14 protein-coding genes, 1 pseudogene and 1 riboswitch are annotated in these 16,019 nt (G+C 71.7%); of the genes and pseudogenes, 8 read left to right on the forward strand and 7 right to left on the reverse strand.

Going from position 1 to position 16,019, the window contains the following annotated elements:
* The first annotated feature begins 145 nt into the window (after positions 1-145).
* Positions 146-1,147 carry a CBM35 domain-containing protein gene (locus ACFXPL_RS09645; RefSeq protein ID WP_384915219.1) on the forward strand — a complete coding sequence of 334 codons (1,002 nt, stop codon included), beginning with the start codon at positions 146-148 and terminating at the stop codon, positions 1,145-1,147.
* Between the two features lie 3 nt (positions 1,148-1,150).
* On the opposite strand, the gene ACFXPL_RS09650 is transcribed toward ACFXPL_RS09645, so the two are convergent.
* The 4 genes and pseudogenes from ACFXPL_RS09650 to ACFXPL_RS09665 form a co-directional block, all read right to left on the reverse strand.
* Entirely contained in the window at positions 1,151-2,029 is an 879-nt protein-coding gene (locus ACFXPL_RS09650; protein WP_384915423.1) for a ketose-bisphosphate aldolase, read from the reverse strand.
* 96 nt (positions 2,030-2,125) lie between these two features.
* Positions 2,126-3,100, reverse strand: coding sequence for a 1-phosphofructokinase family hexose kinase (locus tag ACFXPL_RS09655; RefSeq protein WP_384915222.1), 975 nt, complete (start codon positions 3,098-3,100; stop codon positions 2,126-2,128).
* A 135-nt stretch (positions 3,101-3,235) separates the two neighbouring features.
* Complete coding sequence (gene nagA, locus ACFXPL_RS09660) at positions 3,236-4,408, reverse strand: N-acetylglucosamine-6-phosphate deacetylase (protein WP_384915226.1); 1,173 nt, start codon at positions 4,406-4,408, stop codon at positions 3,236-3,238.
* 152 nt (positions 4,409-4,560) lie between these two features.
* A pseudogene (locus tag ACFXPL_RS09665) lies at positions 4,561-5,448 on the reverse strand (ROK family protein); the annotation flags it as partial.
* A gap of 476 nt (positions 5,449-5,924) precedes the next feature.
* On the opposite strand from ACFXPL_RS09665, the gene ACFXPL_RS09670 reads away from it, so the two are divergent.
* Genes ACFXPL_RS09670 through otsB form a run of 3 tightly spaced genes read left to right on the forward strand, consistent with a single transcriptional unit; the run spans position 5,925 to position 8,508 of the window.
* Positions 5,925-7,172 (forward strand): ABC transporter substrate-binding protein, encoded by a 1,248-nt coding sequence (locus tag ACFXPL_RS09670; protein ID WP_384915229.1) that lies wholly within the window; start codon positions 5,925-5,927, stop codon positions 7,170-7,172.
* A 12-nt stretch (positions 7,173-7,184) separates the two neighbouring features.
* The gene (locus ACFXPL_RS09675; protein WP_384915233.1) at positions 7,185-7,604 is read left to right on the forward strand and encodes a DUF3263 domain-containing protein; all 420 of its coding nucleotides are present in this window, start codon (positions 7,185-7,187) and stop codon (positions 7,602-7,604) included.
* Positions 7,605-7,662: 58 nt separating this feature from the next.
* Positions 7,663-8,508 carry a trehalose-phosphatase gene (otsB, locus tag ACFXPL_RS09680; protein WP_384915236.1) on the forward strand — a complete coding sequence of 282 codons (846 nt, stop codon included), beginning with the start codon at positions 7,663-7,665 and terminating at the stop codon, positions 8,506-8,508.
* Between the two features lie 22 nt (positions 8,509-8,530).
* On the opposite strand, the gene ACFXPL_RS09685 is transcribed toward otsB, so the two are convergent.
* The 3 genes from ACFXPL_RS09685 to ACFXPL_RS09695 all read right to left on the reverse strand — a co-directional run bounded on the left by ACFXPL_RS09685 (position 8,531) and on the right by ACFXPL_RS09695 (position 11,348).
* A complete protein-coding gene (locus tag ACFXPL_RS09685) occupies positions 8,531-10,072 on the reverse strand; it encodes a trehalose-6-phosphate synthase (RefSeq protein WP_384915239.1) in 1,542 nt (513 codons plus the stop codon).
* Between the two features lie 116 nt (positions 10,073-10,188).
* Positions 10,189-10,350, reverse strand: coding sequence for a hypothetical protein (locus tag ACFXPL_RS09690; RefSeq protein WP_384915241.1), 162 nt, complete (start codon positions 10,348-10,350; stop codon positions 10,189-10,191).
* Between the two features lie 38 nt (positions 10,351-10,388).
* Entirely contained in the window at positions 10,389-11,348 is a 960-nt protein-coding gene (locus tag ACFXPL_RS09695; RefSeq protein WP_384915426.1) for a glucosyl-3-phosphoglycerate synthase, read from the reverse strand.
* A gap of 211 nt (positions 11,349-11,559) precedes the next feature.
* A riboswitch (SAM riboswitch) is annotated at positions 11,560-11,687 on the forward strand.
* Between the two features lie 17 nt (positions 11,688-11,704).
* Between ACFXPL_RS09695 and thrC the strand changes: the two genes are divergently transcribed.
* The 4 genes from thrC (at position 11,705) to groL (ending at position 15,978) form a co-directional block, all read left to right on the forward strand.
* The gene (thrC, locus tag ACFXPL_RS09700; protein ID WP_384915244.1) at positions 11,705-13,012 is read left to right on the forward strand and encodes a threonine synthase; all 1,308 of its coding nucleotides are present in this window, start codon (positions 11,705-11,707) and stop codon (positions 13,010-13,012) included.
* A 59-nt stretch (positions 13,013-13,071) separates the two neighbouring features.
* On the forward strand, positions 13,072-13,347 hold the full coding sequence (locus tag ACFXPL_RS09705; protein ID WP_384915247.1) for a MoaD/ThiS family protein: 276 nt from the start codon (positions 13,072-13,074) through the stop codon (positions 13,345-13,347).
* A 356-nt stretch (positions 13,348-13,703) separates the two neighbouring features.
* Positions 13,704-13,907 (forward strand): cold-shock protein, encoded by a 204-nt coding sequence (locus ACFXPL_RS09710; protein ID WP_005315736.1) that lies wholly within the window; start codon positions 13,704-13,706, stop codon positions 13,905-13,907.
* Between the two features lie 445 nt (positions 13,908-14,352).
* Positions 14,353-15,978: a chaperonin GroEL gene (groL, locus tag ACFXPL_RS09715; protein ID WP_384915250.1), complete on the forward strand. Its 1,626-nt coding sequence runs from the start codon at positions 14,353-14,355 to the stop codon at positions 15,976-15,978.
* Positions 15,979-16,019: the final 41 nt, after the last annotated feature.

Consider the following 16,019-nt stretch of genomic DNA (forward strand, 5'->3'; position numbering starts at 1 on the left):
CAGGGCTGGGACATGTCCGCGATCGGTTGTTCACCCAAGGGCCGCAGACTGGCAGCCACCCGTCAAGACCCGTCCGTAGTCTTGCCCGCACGAGGTAGGCTCGGCCGGTCGGCGACGCTGGCGAGATGGTAAGGAGTGACCACCGATGACGGCCGGGAACAACGGCGCGAACAAGCCCGAGGACGACGACCCGTTCGGCTACCTGTACGAAGACGGACAGGCAGCGGCGGGCGCCGGTCAGCGGCGCCAAGGCGGTTACGGCTACCCGGGTCCGGCCACCCAGCCGGGCGTCCCCAGGACGTCGTACAACCAGGTCAGGACGGTCGGCGAGCGCCAGTACGGGCAGCAGGCGGTGCCGCCGCAGCAGGCGGCCCACGGCCAGCAGCAGGCGTACGGCCAGGCTCCTTACGGCCAGCAGGCGCCCCCGCAGCAGCACGGCGCCACCACCACCCAGGTCCCCGCCCCGCGCGGCGGCGGACGCGGCGGCGGCCGTGGCGGCGGACGCGGCCCGAACACCAGGGGCCTGCTCATCGGCGCGATCGCGGTGGTCGCGATCGTGGTGATCGGCATCACAGCGGCGCTGCTCTCCAGCAACAGCGACAAGGACAAGAACGAGGCGGGGCCGTCGGACCCGGGGGCGTCGGTCGGTCAGACGACGGACCCGAGCCCGTCCGCGTCCGGCAAGGACGAGGAGAACGGCGGCGACTCGTCCGCCGACGGCATCGAACTGCCCAAGCAGGACGCGGCGACCCTCAAGCTGGGGCCGCCCGCCGCGCTCGCCACGGACATCGACGGGGCCGAGGGCACCAACGGCTCGTACGTGACCGGTTTCAACGCCGTCGGCGCCTCCGTGACCTGGACCGCCGACATCAAGGAAGCCGGCAGCTACGCGCTGTCCGTGCGCTACGCCATCCCGGCCAAGGACGCGAACGCCACGCTGACCGTCAACGGCAAGGCGAACAACTCTCCCCTCGGGCTGAAGAACTTCATCAGCTCCGACGACCCGGATCTGGCGAAGAACTGGCAGACCACCTGGGCGCCGGTCGAGCTCCAGGCGGGCAAGAACACCCTCAAGATCTCCTGCGAGCAGGGCAACCAGTGCGACGCCATCCTCGACTGGCTTGAGGTCACGCCCCCGAAGAGCTGACCGTCACGCCTGTGGAGAGCTGACGACCCGCAGGAACCCCGCCACCGTCCCGGCCATCGCCTCGCGAGCCGGGGCGAGGTATTTCCGGGGGTCGACCGTCGCCGGATGCCCGGCGAGATGGGCCCGTACCGCTTCCGTACAGGCCGTGTTGAGCGCCGTGCCGACGTTGACCTTGACCATGCCCGCGGCGACCGCGCGGCGGATCTCCTCGTCCGGGACGCCCGAGGAGCCGTGCAGGACCAGCGGTACGGGGACGGCCTCGCGCAGGGCGGCGACCAGGGCGTGGTCGAGGGCGGCCGTGCGCCGGGTCATCGCGTGGGACGAGCCGACGGCGACGGCCAGCGCGTCGACGCCCGTCTCGGCGACGAAGACCGCCGCCTCGGCCGGGTCCGTCCGTACGCCGGGCGTGTGCGCGTCCAGCGCGGGACCGCCGCCGTCCGCGCCGTCGCCCTCCTTGCCGCCCACCGCGCCCAGCTCCGCCTCGACCCAGACACCGTGGTCATGGCCCCACCGCACCGCCTCGGCGGTCGCCTTCAGGTTCTCCGCGTACGGCAGCTTCGACGCGTCGAACATCACCGAGCTGAACCCCTCGGCCGGTGCGGCGCGCAGCAGTTCGGCGGATTCGACGTGGTCGAGGTGGAGCGCGAGCGGTACGGAGGCGGCGCGGGCCACCGCGGCGGTGGCGGCGGCCACGGCGCCGAGCCGGCCGCCGTGGAACCGCACCGCGTTCTCCGATATCTGGAGGATCGCCGGCGCCCCCACCCGCTCGGCGCCCTCCGCGATGGCCTCCGCGTGCTCCAGGGTGATCACGTTGAACGCGCCGATCCCGTGGCCCCGGGCCGCGGCGGCCGAGACGAGTTCAGCGGTGGTGACGAGTGGCATGTGGTCCTCTGTTCTCCAGCTCATTCCGGCTCCGGCACCGGTTTCGGCTCCGACACCGGTGTCGCAGCGGGATCCGGTTCCGGTTCCGGTTCAGGCTCATTCGGGGACCGGCCGCCCGGTCCCCGTCACCGTGACGCGGGGCAGCAGCTCCTCGTACCCGCGCGCGTCGAACTCGCCCGCCGCCGGGGCCAGTACCGTCGCCGTCGACAGCGCGACCGCGCGGCTGAGCCTGGCCGGCCACGGCAGGCGTTCGACGAGCCCCGAGAGCAGCCCGGCCACCGCCGAGTCGCCCGCGCCCGTCGGATTGCCCCGCACGGTGTCCGGCGGCACCGCGCGCCAGACGCCGTCCGGCGTGACCGCGAGGAGCCCGTCCGGGCCGAGCGAGGCGACGACCGCGTGGGCGCCGCGCCGCCGGGCGTCCTGGGTGGCGCGCTCCGGCTCGCGGGAGCCGGTGAGGCGGGCGAGTTCGTCGGCGTTCGGCTTGACGAGGTCGGGGCGGGCGGCGACGCCCCGGCGCAGGGGTTCGCCGCTGGTGTCGAGGAGTACGGGGACCCCGGCGGCGCGTGCGCGGCGGATCAGCTCGGCGTACGCGCCGACGTGGATGCCGGGCGGCAGGCTGCCGCAGAGCGCCACGGCCTCGGCGCCGGTGCGCAGCAGCCGGTCGTAGTGGGAGAGGAAGCCGGTCCACTCGGCGGCGGAGACCACCGGGCCCGGCTCGTTGAGCTGGGTGGTGTCGCCGGTCGAGGCGTCCACGACGGCGATGGTGCGCCGGGTGGACCCGGCGATCGGCAGCAGCGCGTCGACCGGACCGGTGGCGCGGGGCCCGCCGCTCCATGCGGCGGGCCGGCCGCTGCCGCCCAGCAACTCCCGCAGGACGTCGCCGGTCCGGCCGCCCGCGAACCCGGTCACCACGGTCCGGTGCCCCAGCGCGGACAGCACCCGTGCGACGTTCACGCCCTTGCCGCCGGGGCGTTCGACGACCTCGCTGACGCGGTGGGTGGTGTGCGGGACGAGCGCGGGCGTGCGGTACGTGATGTCCAGCGCGGCGTTGAGCGTCACCGTCAGGATCATCCATCCCCCTGCCTGGGTACGCGGTCGCGTGGTGGATCGCCGGGGCGCCTGGTCCTTGGAGCGCCGTAGCGATCATGTCAAAAAGAAAGCGGTTGGCCCAGACCCCGGGCCGACCGCTTCCGTACCCGCGCCGGGTCAGCCGACGCGGGGGTCGATCACCCATTCCCCCTTGTGCAGCACGCCCTTGAGACCGAAGTCCGCGTCCAGTACCACCGCGTCGGCGTCCTTGCCCGGCTCCAGCGAGCCGACCTTGTCGTACACGCCGAGCAGTCTCGCCGGGTTGGCGGAGATCGCCCGGACGATGTCCTCCACGGGCAGCCGGTCCACCGTCGCCGCCCGCCGGAACGCGGTGTCCTGTGTCAGCGTCGAGCCCGCGATCGAGCCGCCCTCCGCCAGCCGGGCGACCCCGTCCTTCACCTCGACGGCGAGCGGGCCGAGTTGGTAGCGCCCGTCGCCGAAGCCCGCCGCGTCCATCGCGTCCGTCACGAACGCGACGCGGTCCGCGCCCGCGCGGTGGAACGCCAGTTCCAGGGCGGCCGGGTGCAGATGCGTACCGTCGTTGATCAGCTCGACGGTGACCCGCTCGTCCTCCAGCAGCGCGGCGATCGGTCCCGGCACCCGGTGGCCGAGCGGCGGCATCGCGTTGAAGAGGTGCGTGGCGACGGTCGCGCCCGCGTCGATGGCCTCGACGGTCTGCTCGTACGTCGCGTCCGTGTGCCCGATCGCGGCGATCACGCCGTGCTCCGCCAGCAGCCGTACGGAGTCGATGCCGCCCGGGAGTTCGGTGGCGAGCGTGACCATCCTGGCCGTGCCGCGCGCCGCGTCGATCAGCTTGCGCACCTCGGCCGGGTCGGGGTCGCGCAGCAGTTCCTCGCTGTGGGCACCCTTGCGGCAGGGGGAGATGAAGGGCCCCTCGAAGTGGATCCCGGCGAGGTCGCCCTGCTCGACCAGTTCGGAGAGGAGCCCGGCGCGCTGGGCGAGGAAGTGCATCTCGCCGGTGACGGCGGAGGCGACGAGCGTGGTGGTGCCGTGTTCGCGGTGTGTACGGATGCCCTTGAGTACGTCGTCCACGGAACCGGAGGTGAAGGAGGCGCCGCCGCCGCCGTGGTTGTGGAGGTCGACGAAGCCGGGGACGAGCCAGTGGCCCGTCAGGTCCAGGGTGGCGGCGTCCGCCGGGGCGTGGCCCGCGATCCGGCCGCCCTGGACGATCACCCGTCCGCCGTCCACGGTCCCGGTGGGCAGTACCACCCGGGCGCCGGTGAGGACGGTGGGTTCGGCGCGTACGGCGGATGTGACGCGAGCGGCCATCAGGCGGTTACCTCCGGTGCGAGTGACGGGGTGGTGTCGGACGGTCCTTCGTGCGGGGCGCGGGAGGAGGGGGCGGAGCCGGCGGGAGAGGAGGCCCCTGAGGCCCCCGCGACCGTGGTACCGGGCGGGGCCTGCGCGACCGCCGCGCCCGGGGAGGCCCCGGCGTCCACCAGGTCCCAGGCGAGCAGCCCCGCTCCCAGACAGCCCGCCGTGTCCCCGAGCGCCGCGGGGACGATCTCGGGGAGCTTCTGGAACGTGATCCGCTCCGCCACCGCGTCGCGCAGCGGCGTGAACAGGGTGTCGCCGGCCTCGGCGAGCCCGCCGCCGATGATCAGGGTGCGCGGGTCCAGCAGGGTGAGCGCGGTGACCAGGCCCGCGGCCAGCGCGTCGACCGCGTCGTGCCACACCCGTACGGCCGCCGGGTCGCCGGAGTCGACGGCCTTCGCGCAGTCCGCCGCGTCCGCCTCCGGGTCGCCGCTCGCCAGCCGCCAGGCGCGGGTCACCGCGGCGGCGGACGCCAGGGTCTCCAGACAGCCGCGCTGGCCGCAGCCGCACACGGGGCCGTCCGGGCGCACCACGACATGGCCGATCTCGCCCGCGGAGCCGTGCGCGCCCGCCTCTATGGCGCCGTCGATGCCGATGGCCCCGGCGATCCCCGTGCCCAGTGGTACGAACAGGAAGCGGTCCGCGCCCCGGCCCGCGCCGAGCCTGCCCTCCGCGAGGCCGCCGGTGCGTACGTCGTGCCCGAGCGCCACCGGTACGCCGCCCAGCCGCGCCCCGAGCAGATCCCGCAGCGGCAGGTCGCGCCAGCCCAGGTTCGCCGCGTACCGCGCGATCCCGCGCTCGGCGTCGACGATGCCGGGCACGGCGACCCCGGCGGCCACCGCGCTCCCCCCGAAGTGCTCGGCGCCGTACGCGCGCAGCTCCGCGGCGAAGGCGAGGATGGTCTCGACGACGGCCTCGGGGCCGCGCTCCCTGCCCGTCGCGCGCCGCGTCTCGTACAGCAGCGAGCCGTCCGCGCCGACGAGGGCGGCCTTCATCCCGGTGCCGCCCACATCCAGGGCGATGACGTGTCTGGCGTGCCTGTCGGATCTCACGGGGACAGTCTCGCGTGTGAACCCGTGAAAGGTCTAGTCCACTACGCCCGATGGCTCGGTGGCGCGCCCCTGATGGCCCGGTGGCGTACCTCCGGCCTCTGATGGCTCCGGATTGTTGTCGGCCCATACAAAAGAACAGAACATTCACCCCGTGTGGACCGGGGATATCGGACGTTGCGGAAGCGCAACCGCCGCACGGTAGACCTCAAACCTTTGTGTGAGGGAAAATCACTTGCTCGATACCCGACTGATCGAAACCGGCTGATGGATACCGGCAGTCGGCGACAGCGCGTCCAACAGTGCGTCACGGGGGACCGGTCGAGGGCCTTACGCGCAGCGGCAAGAAAACAGAAAAGGCGGGGAACAGACCTGTGCGACCTGTACGAGAGTGTCATCAGGGTTACCGCGGTTACCGGACCATGGCGGCCGCGGTGGCCGCGTTCGGCATGACGGTGACGCTGGCGGGGTGCGCGGGCGCCTCGGGCAGCGCGGATGTCACGCTCAAGGTGGTCGCCGCGGAGTACGGCACCAACTCCGAGGACACTTCCCGGAATTACTGGGAGTCGGTGGCGAGTTCGTTCCAGGCCGGCCATCCCGGAATCAAGATCGACATAAACATCCGGCCGTGGAAGACGATCGACGCCGATGTCGCGCGGATGGTCGAGGAGGGCAACGCCCCCGACATCGCGCAGGTCGGTTCGTACTCCGACTACGCCAAGGACGACAAGCTCTACGCGGCCGACGATCTGCTCTCCGTACCCACTCAGGCGAACTTCCTCGACCAGCTCTCCGAGGCCGGTGAGGTCAACCGTATTCAGTACGGGATGCCGTTCATCGCCTCCACCCGGCTGCTCTTCTACAACAAGGACCTCTTCAAGTCGGCCGGGGTGAGCGCCCCGAAGGACTGGGACGACCTCAAGTCCGACGCCGAGGCGCTCAAGGCGGACGGCGTGACGACCCCCTTCGCGCTGCCGCTCGGCACCGAGGAGGCGCAGGGCGAGGCGCTGATGTGGCTGCTGAGCGGCGGGGGCGGCGTCACGGACACCGCCGACGGCTCGTACAGCATCGACTCACCGGTGAACGTCGCCACCTTCACCTGGCTCCAGAAGAACCTCGTCGGCGCGGGGCTGACCGGCCCGGTCGCGCCCGGGAAGCTGGACCGTGCCACCGCCTTCAAGGCGTTCACCAGCGGCCAGGTCGGCATGCTCAACGGCCACCCGACGCTGATGAAGGACGCGGTGAAGCGGGGCATCAAGGTCGGCACGGTGCCGCTGCCCGGCGAGAACGGCGCCGCGAAGTCGTCGGTCGGCGTCGCCGACTGGGTCATGGCGTTCAAGCAGAACGGCCACCGCCAGGAGATCGGAAAGTTCCTGGACTTCGCGTACGAGGACAAGAACGTGCTCAGCTTCGCCGGCCAGTACGACCTGCTGCCGGTCACCTACAGCGCGAACGAGGCGATGCTCGCCGACCCGGAGCACCAGGACGTCAGGACGTTCCTGACGGCGCTGCCCGACTCGGAGCTGTTCCCGTACGGCAAGAACACGTGGTCGCAGGTGAGCGAGAGCTTCAAGAAGAACATCGGCAGGGCGGTCGAGCGCGGGGAGAACCCGGGGGCGGTGCTGGGGCAGATCGCCAGGGACGCGTCGGCGGCGGAGGCCTCCGAGTAGCGTGTCACTGATATGACCACGCCCCACTCGGCCCCTGACCCGGACCCGGACCCGGAGGCCGCCTCTGACCCGGGGGCTGCCCCGGCCCCGGAGGCCGCCCCCGATCCGGACCCCGAGGCCGCCCCGGAGCGGGACCAGGAGGCCGCCCCCGCCCCGGGGACCGTCCCCGACCCGGATCCGGAGGCTGCCCCCGACGCCGCCCCCGCCCCGGCCCTGTCCGCGCGGGACCGTGCCGTACTCGCCATGGAGGGGCGCGGCTGGCCGGGCCCCGGGGCCAAGGAGCGGGAGATCCGCGAGCGGCTGGGCCTCTCCCCGACGCGCTACTACCAGCTCCTGAACGCGCTGCTGGACGACCCGAGGGCCGCGGAGCACGACCCGGTGACGGTGAACCGGCTCCGCAGGGTCAGGGCGGCGCGCCGCGACCTCCGCTGACCGAAGACGCGGACCGGATTTCCGCCCGTACGGCGGTTGACGTGGATAGGGTCGGAGCATGGGCAGCCACGCGTACTCCCTGCCGGAACCGACCACCCCCGCCGGCGCCGACGGCCTGGCCGCGCTTCTCGCCCGGCCCGGCGGTGCCGTCGTCGCGCTCGACTTCGACGGCACCCTCGCCGACATCGTCCCCGACCCCGAACAGGCCCGCGCCCACGAGCGCGCGCTCCCCGCCCTCGCCGCCCTCGCCCCACGCGTCGCCTCCGTCGCGGTGGTCACGGGGCGCCCCGCCGCGGTCGCCGTACGGTACGGCGGCTTCGCCGGAGTGCCGGGGCTGGAACACCTGGTCGTCCTCGGCCACTACGGCGCCGAACGCTGGGACGCCGTCTCCGGTACGGTCCACGCCCCCGCCCCGCACGAGGGCGTCGCGGCCGTACGCGCCGAACTCCCCGGATTCCTCGAAGAGTTCGGCGCCTGGCGCGGCACCTGGATCGAGGAGAAGGGCCGCGCGGTCGCCGTCCACACCCGCCGCGCCACCGACCCGCAAGCCGCCTTCGAGGCGCTGCGCGACCCCCTCGCCTCCCTCGCCGCGCGCCACGGCCTGATCGTAGAACCGGGCCGCATGGTCCTGGAGCTGCGCCCGCCGGGCGTCGACAAGGGCGTGGCGCTGCTGGAGTACGTCCGCGAGGTCGGCGCCGAGACGGTCCTGTACGCGGGCGACGACCTGGGCGACCTGCCGGCCTACGCGGCGGTCGAGAAACTCCGCTCGGAGGGCCACCCGGGCCTCCTGGTCTGCAGCGGCACCGAAGTCCCCGAACTGACCGAACGGGCCGACCTCGCCCTCCCCGGCCCGGCGGCCCTGGCGGACTTCCTGGCGGCGCTGGCGCGTACGGCCGCCCCGTAGCCCCGTAGGTCTGGAGAGGACCTCAGGCCCGCAGCGCCTCCAGCTGGTCCAGGAACCAGCGCTGCGGGGGCAGGGCCGTCGCCGCCGCGGCGAGGCGTTTGGCGCGGTCCGTGCGGTCGGCCGTGGGCATGGTCAGGGCCTCGTGGAGGGCGGCGGCCGTCGCGTTGATGTCGTACGGGTTCACCACCAGCGCGTCCTCGCCCAGCTCCGCGTACGCGCCCGCCTCCCGTGACAGCACCAGCGCGCAGGCGCGCTCGGAGAGGACGGGGATCTCCTTCGCGACCAGGTTCATGCCGTCGCGGATGGGGTTGACCAGTGCCACGTCCGCCATGCGGTACGCGGCCAGGGAGCGGGCGAAGTCGTCCTGGACGTGGAGGACGACCGGGGTCCAGCCGGGCGTGCCCAGCTCCGCGTTGATCCCGTCGGCGACCCGCTGGACCTCCTCCGTGTAGGCGCGGTAGATCGCCAGGTCCTGCCGGGAGGGGTACGCGAAGGCCACGTGGACGACGCGCTCGCGCCACTCGGGGTGGTCGAGCAGGAGCTGCCGGTAGGAGAGCAGGCCCCGGACGATGTTCTTGGACAGCTCCGTACGGTCCACCCGGACGATCGTCCTCCGGTCGGCCCCGTCCGGGGTGACGCCGATCTGTCCGCGCAGGGTCGCCATCCGCTCGGCGACGTCCGGGCGGTGCGCGCGTTCGCGCAGGAAGTCGCCGTCGGCGCCCAGGCCGTGGACCGCGAGGTACGTCCGGCCGCCGGAGGGGCCGGGGGCGCTGCCGCGCGGGCAGGTGAGGTGGCGCCCGCCGTCCTCGGCCCCGTCGCCGGCCCCGTCCTCCGGCCAGTGCGCCGTCAGGCCGTGGTCCGCCAGTACCGAGCGGGCGCACTCCTTGAACGCCCCCGCCCACCGCCAGGTCAGGAAGCCCAGCCGGTCGGCGCCGAGCATGCCCAGCAGCAGCCGCTCCGCGATGTCGTCGGGCAGCAGCCGGAAGTACTCGGCGGGCGCCCACGGCGTGTGCGAGAAGTGCCCGATCCTGAGGTCGGGGCGGAGCGCCCGGAGCATCCCGGGGACGAGCGCCAGGTGGTAGTCCTGGACCAGGACCGCCGCGCCCTCGGCCGCCTCCTGCGCCAGCGCCTCGGCGAAGGCGCGGTTGTACGTCTCGTACGCGGCCCACCGCTCGCGGAACTCCGGGCCGAAGGACGGCTCCAGCGGGGTCTGGTAGAGCATGTGGTGGACGAACCAGAGCGTCGAGTTGGCGATGTCGTTGTACGCGGCGGCGTACACCTCGGGCTCGATGCCCAGCATCCGTACCCGCTGCCCGCCCGTGTCGGCCGGGTCGAGGCGGCCCTCCGTACGCCGTACGGCCTCCCGGTCGCCCTCGCCGAGCGCCGCGCACACCCAGACGGCATCGTCGTCCGACCCGATGGCCGACAGGCCCGACACCAGCCCGCCGCCGCCGCGCCTGGCCTCCAGCGTGCCGTCGTCGCGCCGCGTGTACGAGACGGGGCCGCGGTTGGACGCCACGAGGACGCGGGCGGGCGCGGGGGTGACGGACGGCTCGGTAACCATGTCGCGAAACCTAGCCCGTCGCGGAAACGCTCAAACGTACGGCCTTGTGTGACGTCCCCACGCCTCCCCGCCGGTCGATGTGCCCGCGCCCGGTCAGTCACGGCGCCCGCGCCCGGTCAGTCGCGGCGCCCGCGCGCCGCCGCCAGCGCGACCACCCCGGCCGCTGTCAGCGCGAACGTCATCCCGCCCAGCAGCCACAGCCGCTCGGCCGTGGACCCGGCCTGTGCCAGCACCCGCGTGAACTCCGAAGCCCTCGAAAACGCCAGATTCATGCCCATGAGGCAGCAATGTAGGCAAGTAGTGCGATGATCTGACGTTACGCCGCGCGTCCGGCCGTGTACTCCGTGATCTCCCGCATCGGTGGACGCTCCTCCGTGTCCACCGCGTGCGTACGCGGCGTGAAACCGTCCTCGCCCCGCTCGAACTGCGTGAGCCGCGGCCGTACGAGATGGCCCCGCTGGAGCCGGAGCTGCGCCGTACGGTAGATCGCCGCGGCCATCCGCCCCAGCGCCCGGTCGTCCTGGTGGCGGTGGAGCCGTACCCCCACGTCCACCTGGGCCAGCGCGTCCAGCCCCACCGTGTGGAGCGCGTCCACCAGCAGGCCCAGCTCCACGCCGTATCCCACCGGGAACGGCAGCCGCTCCAGCAGCGAGCGGCGCGCCGCGTACTCCCCGCCCAGCGGCTGGACGAAACCGGCCAGCCGCGGCCAGTGCAGGTTGAGCAGCGGGCGCGCCACCAGCTCCGTCACCCGGCCGCCCTGGCCGGCCTCCCCCCGCGTACCGCCGCCGCCCAGCGGCCGGTCGTACATCGCCTTCACGAACTGCACCTCGGGCTCGGTGAGCAGCGGGCCCACGATCCCGGAGACGAAATCCGGCGAGAACTCCCGCAGATCGGCGTCGACGAAGCACACGATGTCGCCGCTCGTCACCAGCAGCGACCGCCACAGCACCTCGCCCTTGCCGGGCAGCGCGGGCAGCCGCGGCAGGATCGTGTCCCGGTGCACCACCCGCGCGCCCGCCGCCGCGGCGACCTCACCCGTACGGTCGGTGGAGCCGGAGTCGATCACCACCAGCTCGTCGACGAGCCGGACCCGCTCCATCAGCTCCCGCCGGACGACGGAGACGATCGCGCCGACCGTCTCCTCCTCGTCGAGCGCGGGCAGGACCACACTGACGGTGCTGCCGCGCGCCGCCTTCGCCGCCAGGAGCCGGTCGAGCGTACGGTCCCCGGCCGACCAGGAACGCCTGGTCAGCCAGTGCTCCACCTCTTCCAGCACGTTCGGTACTCCCTGCGCGATCCTTGACATGTGCGGTCATTCGCCCGCCGGCGCGCGGGTCCCCGGGCGCCGAACGTGATCCATCTCGCGGTGCGGACGACTATCTCAACCCTTCACACCTTCGGTTACAGTCTTGAACAACACGAATGACCACCGCATGCCGGGGTCATCACGTGAACAAACGCACCGGGCCCAGGTTCCGGCGCCATAGCGCTCATCCAGAGGGACTGAGGGAACGGCCCGTCGAAGTCCCGGCAACCATCCCGCCGACCGCGAGGTCACGGTGGGGAAGGTGCCAATTCCGTCTTGCGGCGAAGTACGTCGCGAGGAAGATGAGGAGAAAGGGCCTCGCCACCATGGCTGTGCAGACCGTCCCGAGCGGTACGAACGAGACCGTCACGAACGAGACCGTCGACCTCGGACCCGCCGCCGCACTCTCGTGCCGCGAATGCGGAGAGCGTTTCGAACTCGGCCCCATCTTCGCCTGCGCGAGCTGTTTCGGGCCGCTCGAAGTCGCGTACGACCTGCCGAGCGGCACCCCCGAAGAGCTGAAGAAGCGCATCGCCGAGGGCCCGGACAACATCTGGCGGTACGCGCCGCTGCTGCCCGTCCCCGCCGACGTCGCCTCGAAGCCCAACATCAACCCGGGTTTCACGAAGCTGGTCAAGGCCGACAACCTCGCCCGTGAACTGGGGATCACCGGCTCGCTCCACATCAAGGACGACTCCGGCAACCCGACGCACTCCTTCAAGGACCGCGTCGTCGCCATCGCCGTCGAGGCCGCCCGCGCCTTCGGCTTCACCACCCTCTCCTGCTCCTCCACCGGCAACCTCGCGGGCGCCGTCGGCGCCGCCGCGGCCCGCGCCGGCTTCCGCTCCTGCGTGTTCATCCCGCACGACCTGGAGCAGGGCAAGGTCGTCATGGCCGCGGTGTACGGCGGGGACCTGGTCGGCATCGAGGGCAACTACGACGACGTCAACCGCTTCTGCTCCGAGCTCATCGGCGACCCGCTGGGCGAGGGCTGGGGCTTCGTCAACGTCAACCTGCGGCCGTACTACGGAGAGGGCTCCAAGACCCTCGCGTACGAGATCTGCGAACAGCTCGGCTGGCGGCTGCCGGACCAGATCGTCATCCCGATCGCCTCGGGATCGCAGCTCACGAAGATCGACAAGGGGCTCCAGGAGCTGATCAAGCTCGGCCTCGTCGAGGACCGTCCCTACCGGATCTTCGGCGCCCAGGCCGAGGGCTGCTCGCCGGTCTCCACCGCCTTCAAGGCCGGGCACGACGTCGTACGCCCGCAGAAGCCGGACACCATCGCCAAGTCCCTGGCGATCGGCAACCCGGCCGACGGCCCGTACGTCCTGGACATCGCCCGGCGCACCGGCGGCGCGGTGGAGGACGTCAACGACGAGCAGATCGTCGACGCGATCAAGCTGCTGGCGCGCACCGAGGGCATCTTCGCGGAGACCGCGGGCGGGGTGACCGTCGGCGTGACGAAGAAGCTCATCGAGGCGGGCGTGCTCGACCCGTCCCTCACCACCGTCGTCCTCAACACCGGTGACGGGCTCAAGACGCTGGACGCCGTGGCGCCGACGACCGGCCCGACGGCGACGATCCGCCCGAGCCTCGACGCGTTCCGCGACGCGGGCCTCGCCGTGAGCTGATCCACCGACTCCCGCGAGCCGGCCCACCGACTCCGCAGACCGCAGAAAGGCTTCCCACGATGAGCGTCAAGGTCCGTATCCCCACCATCCTCCGCACCTACACCGGTGGCCAGGCCGAGGTTCCGGCGGAGGGCGCCACCCTCTCCGAGGTCATCCAGTCGCTGGAGACGAACCACCCGGGCATCTCCGGGCGCGTCCTGGACGACCAGGGCAAGCTGCGCCGCTTCGTCAACGTGTACGTGAACGACGACGACATCCGCTTCGAACAGGGCCTGGAGACCGCCACTCCGGCGGGCGCGGGCATCTCGATCATCCCGGCGGTCGCCGGCGGCTGACGCCCCCGAATCCACCGGACACGGTCCTCTCCGCAAGAGAAGCGGAGGGGACCGTTCTACATGGTTGAGCACGGTAGAGTGTGGGAACGCCCCACTGTCGCCCGCTCCGCACGCGAGCGAGAACGCGACAACATGAGGGCAAAGTCCTGGAGCCTTTTGCGGCGTACGTACGCTTTGCCCGGCCCGACTTGTCCCGGAACGCAGTGGATTCAGCACTATGCGTGTTCGGCCACGCCCAGAATTCTCGTCCGATTGACCTGTTGCAGAGGGCAGTTGGGCAGATACATTCAGCCGCGGTCGACGCGTTCCGGCGCGAAGTGTGGCCCCGTGCAAGGGCCAGTAATAGGGGAGTTGGCATGGCTCAGGGCACCGTCAAGTGGTTCAACGCGGAGAAGGGCTACGGCTTCATCGCGGTCGACGGTGGTGCGGATGTATTCGTCCACTACAGCGCGATCCAGATGGACGGTTACCGCACCCTTGAAGAAGGTCAGCGAGTGGAGTTCGAGATCTCGCAGGGCCAGAAGGGTCCGCAGGCGGACATGGTCAAGCTCGCCGTCTGATCCCGGCGCGATCGGCCACCGACGCACTCAGGTACTCGGTAAAGACTCGCACTCACGCATGAGGGGCCCGCATCCCGCCCGGGGATGCGGGCCCCTCATGCGTGACCCCGCGGTCGCCGAGCGGCCCCCGCCCACCCGCCACCTGCCCCGACTGCGTCCCGCGGACGCCTGCGCCCACCCGTCCAACCGGCCGCCACCCCCCGGCGATGCCCTGTGGACGCTTGCACTCTCCTGGGTCGAGTGCTAATTATTGGCGTTAGCACTCTGCAAGTGAGAGTGACAACTTAGGACCGGGTCGGTGAGGCCCGAAGGGTCGGCGGGGCAAGGAACCGTCGGCTCTCAGGCCGTCCGTCGCGGGCGCCAGCGCGGTCCGGAGAATCCTTCCCCAAGCTCTCAGCTGCGTTCGAGCAGGGGAGACCCCATTCGTCCGGGAGGACCACTTCACATGGCCAAGATCATCGCGTTCGACGAGGAGGCACGGCGCGGTCTCGAGCGCGGGATGAACCAGCTCGCCGACGCCGTCAAGGTCACCCTCGGTCCCAAGGGCCGCAACGTCGTCCTTGAGAAGAAGTGGGGCGCCCCCACGATCACCAACGATGGTGTGTCCATCGCCAAGGAGATCGAGCTCGAGGACCCGTACGAGAAGATCGGCGCCGAGCTGGTCAAGGAAGTCGCCAAGAAGACGGACGACGTCGCCGGTGACGGTACGACCACCGCGACCGTCCTCGCCCAGGCGCTCGTCCGCGAGGGCCTGCGCAACGTGGCGGCCGGCGCCAACCCGATGGCCCTCAAGCGCGGCATCGAGAAGGCCGTCGAGGCCGTCTCCGGCGCCCTGCTGGAGCAGGCCAAGGACGTGGAGACCAAGGAGCAGATCGCTTCGACGGCCTCCATCTCCGCCGCCGACACCCAGATCGGCGAGCTCATCGCCGAGGCGATGGACAAGGTCGGCAAGGAAGGCGTCATCACCGTCGAGGAGTCGCAGACCTTCGGCCTTGAGCTTGAGCTCACCGAGGGCATGCGCTTCGACAAGGGCTACATCTCGGCGTACTTCGCCACGGACATGGAGCGTATGGAGGCGTCGCTCGACGACCCGTACATCCTGATCGCCAACTCCAAGATCGGCAGCGTGAAGGACCTCCTTCCCCTGCTGGAGAAGGTCATCCAGTCCGGCAAGCCCCTGCTGATCATCGCCGAGGACGTCGAGGGCGAGGCCCTGTCGACCCTGGTCGTCAACAAGCTCAAGGGCACCTTCAAGTCCGTCGCCGTCAAGGCTCCGGGCTTCGGTGACCGCCGCAAGGCGATGCTGAACGACATCGCCATCCTCACGGGCGGCACGGTCATCTCCGAGGAGGTCGGCCTCAAGCTGGAGAACGCCGGCCTCGACCTGCTCGGTCGCGCCCGCAACGTCGTCATCACCAAGGACGAGACGACCATCGTCGACGGTGGCGGCGACAGCGACCAGGTCGCTGGCCGTGTCAGCCAGATCCGTGTCGAGATCGAGAACAGCGACTCGGACTACGACCGCGAGAAGCTCCAGGAGCGCCTCGCGAAGCTGGCCGGCGGCGTGGCCGTCATCAAGGCCGGCGCCGCGACCGAGGTCGAGCTCAAGGAGCGCAAGCACCGCATCGAGGACGCGGTGCGCAACGCCAAGGCCGCCGTCGAGGAGGGCATCGTCGCCGGTGGTGGCGTGGCTCTGCTCCAGGCTTCCTCGGTCTTCGAGAAGCTTGAGCTGACGGGCGACGAGGCCACCGGTGCCGCGATCGTCAAGCTCGCGCTGGAGGCTCCGCTCAAGCAGATCGCCGTCAACGGTGGTCTTGAGGGCGGCGTCGTCGTGGAGAAGGTCCGCAACCTGACGGTCGGTCACGGCCTGAACGCCGCGACCGGCGAGTACGTCGACATGATCGCCGAGGGCATCATCGACCCGGCGAAGGTCACGCGCTCCGCTCTCCAGAACGCCGCGTCCATCGCCGCGCTGTTCCTCACCACCGAGGCCGTCATCGCCGACAAGCCGGAGAAGGCCGGTTCGGCCCCGGCCGGCGGCGGCATGCCGGGCGGTGACATGGACTTCTGATCGACCTGAGGCCGCCCGGACGCCCGCCGCGTCCGGCCGGC

It is taken from the genome of Streptomyces sp. NPDC059092, assembly GCF_042756365.1.
GTDB lineage: Bacteria > Actinomycetota > Actinomycetes > Streptomycetales > Streptomycetaceae > Streptomyces.

Excerpts from the sequence above, each read along its gene's own strand:
- ACFXPL_RS09645 (WP_384915219.1), top strand. The coding sequence starts at position 146 with ATGACGGCCGGGAACAACGGCGCGAACAAGCCCGAGGACGACGACCCG.
- ACFXPL_RS09650 (WP_384915423.1), bottom strand. The coding sequence starts at position 2,029 with ATGCCACTCGTCACCACCGCTGAACTCGTCTCGGCCGCCGCGGCCCGG.
- ACFXPL_RS09655 (WP_384915222.1), bottom strand. The coding sequence starts at position 3,100 with ATGATCCTGACGGTGACGCTCAACGCCGCGCTGGACATCACGTACCGC.
- nagA (WP_384915226.1), bottom strand. The coding sequence starts at position 4,408 with ATGGCCGCTCGCGTCACATCCGCCGTACGCGCCGAACCCACCGTCCTC.
- ACFXPL_RS09670 (WP_384915229.1), top strand. The coding sequence starts at position 5,925 with ATGGCGGCCGCGGTGGCCGCGTTCGGCATGACGGTGACGCTGGCGGGG.
- ACFXPL_RS09675 (WP_384915233.1), top strand. The coding sequence starts at position 7,185 with ATGACCACGCCCCACTCGGCCCCTGACCCGGACCCGGACCCGGAGGCC.
- otsB (WP_384915236.1), top strand. The coding sequence starts at position 7,663 with ATGGGCAGCCACGCGTACTCCCTGCCGGAACCGACCACCCCCGCCGGC.
- ACFXPL_RS09685 (WP_384915239.1), bottom strand. The coding sequence starts at position 10,072 with ATGGTTACCGAGCCGTCCGTCACCCCCGCGCCCGCCCGCGTCCTCGTG.
- ACFXPL_RS09690 (WP_384915241.1), bottom strand. The coding sequence starts at position 10,350 with ATGGGCATGAATCTGGCGTTTTCGAGGGCTTCGGAGTTCACGCGGGTG.
- thrC (WP_384915244.1), top strand. The coding sequence starts at position 11,705 with ATGGCTGTGCAGACCGTCCCGAGCGGTACGAACGAGACCGTCACGAAC.
- ACFXPL_RS09705 (WP_384915247.1), top strand. The coding sequence starts at position 13,072 with ATGAGCGTCAAGGTCCGTATCCCCACCATCCTCCGCACCTACACCGGT.
- ACFXPL_RS09710 (WP_005315736.1), top strand. The coding sequence starts at position 13,704 with ATGGCTCAGGGCACCGTCAAGTGGTTCAACGCGGAGAAGGGCTACGGC.
- groL (WP_384915250.1), top strand. The coding sequence starts at position 14,353 with ATGGCCAAGATCATCGCGTTCGACGAGGAGGCACGGCGCGGTCTCGAG.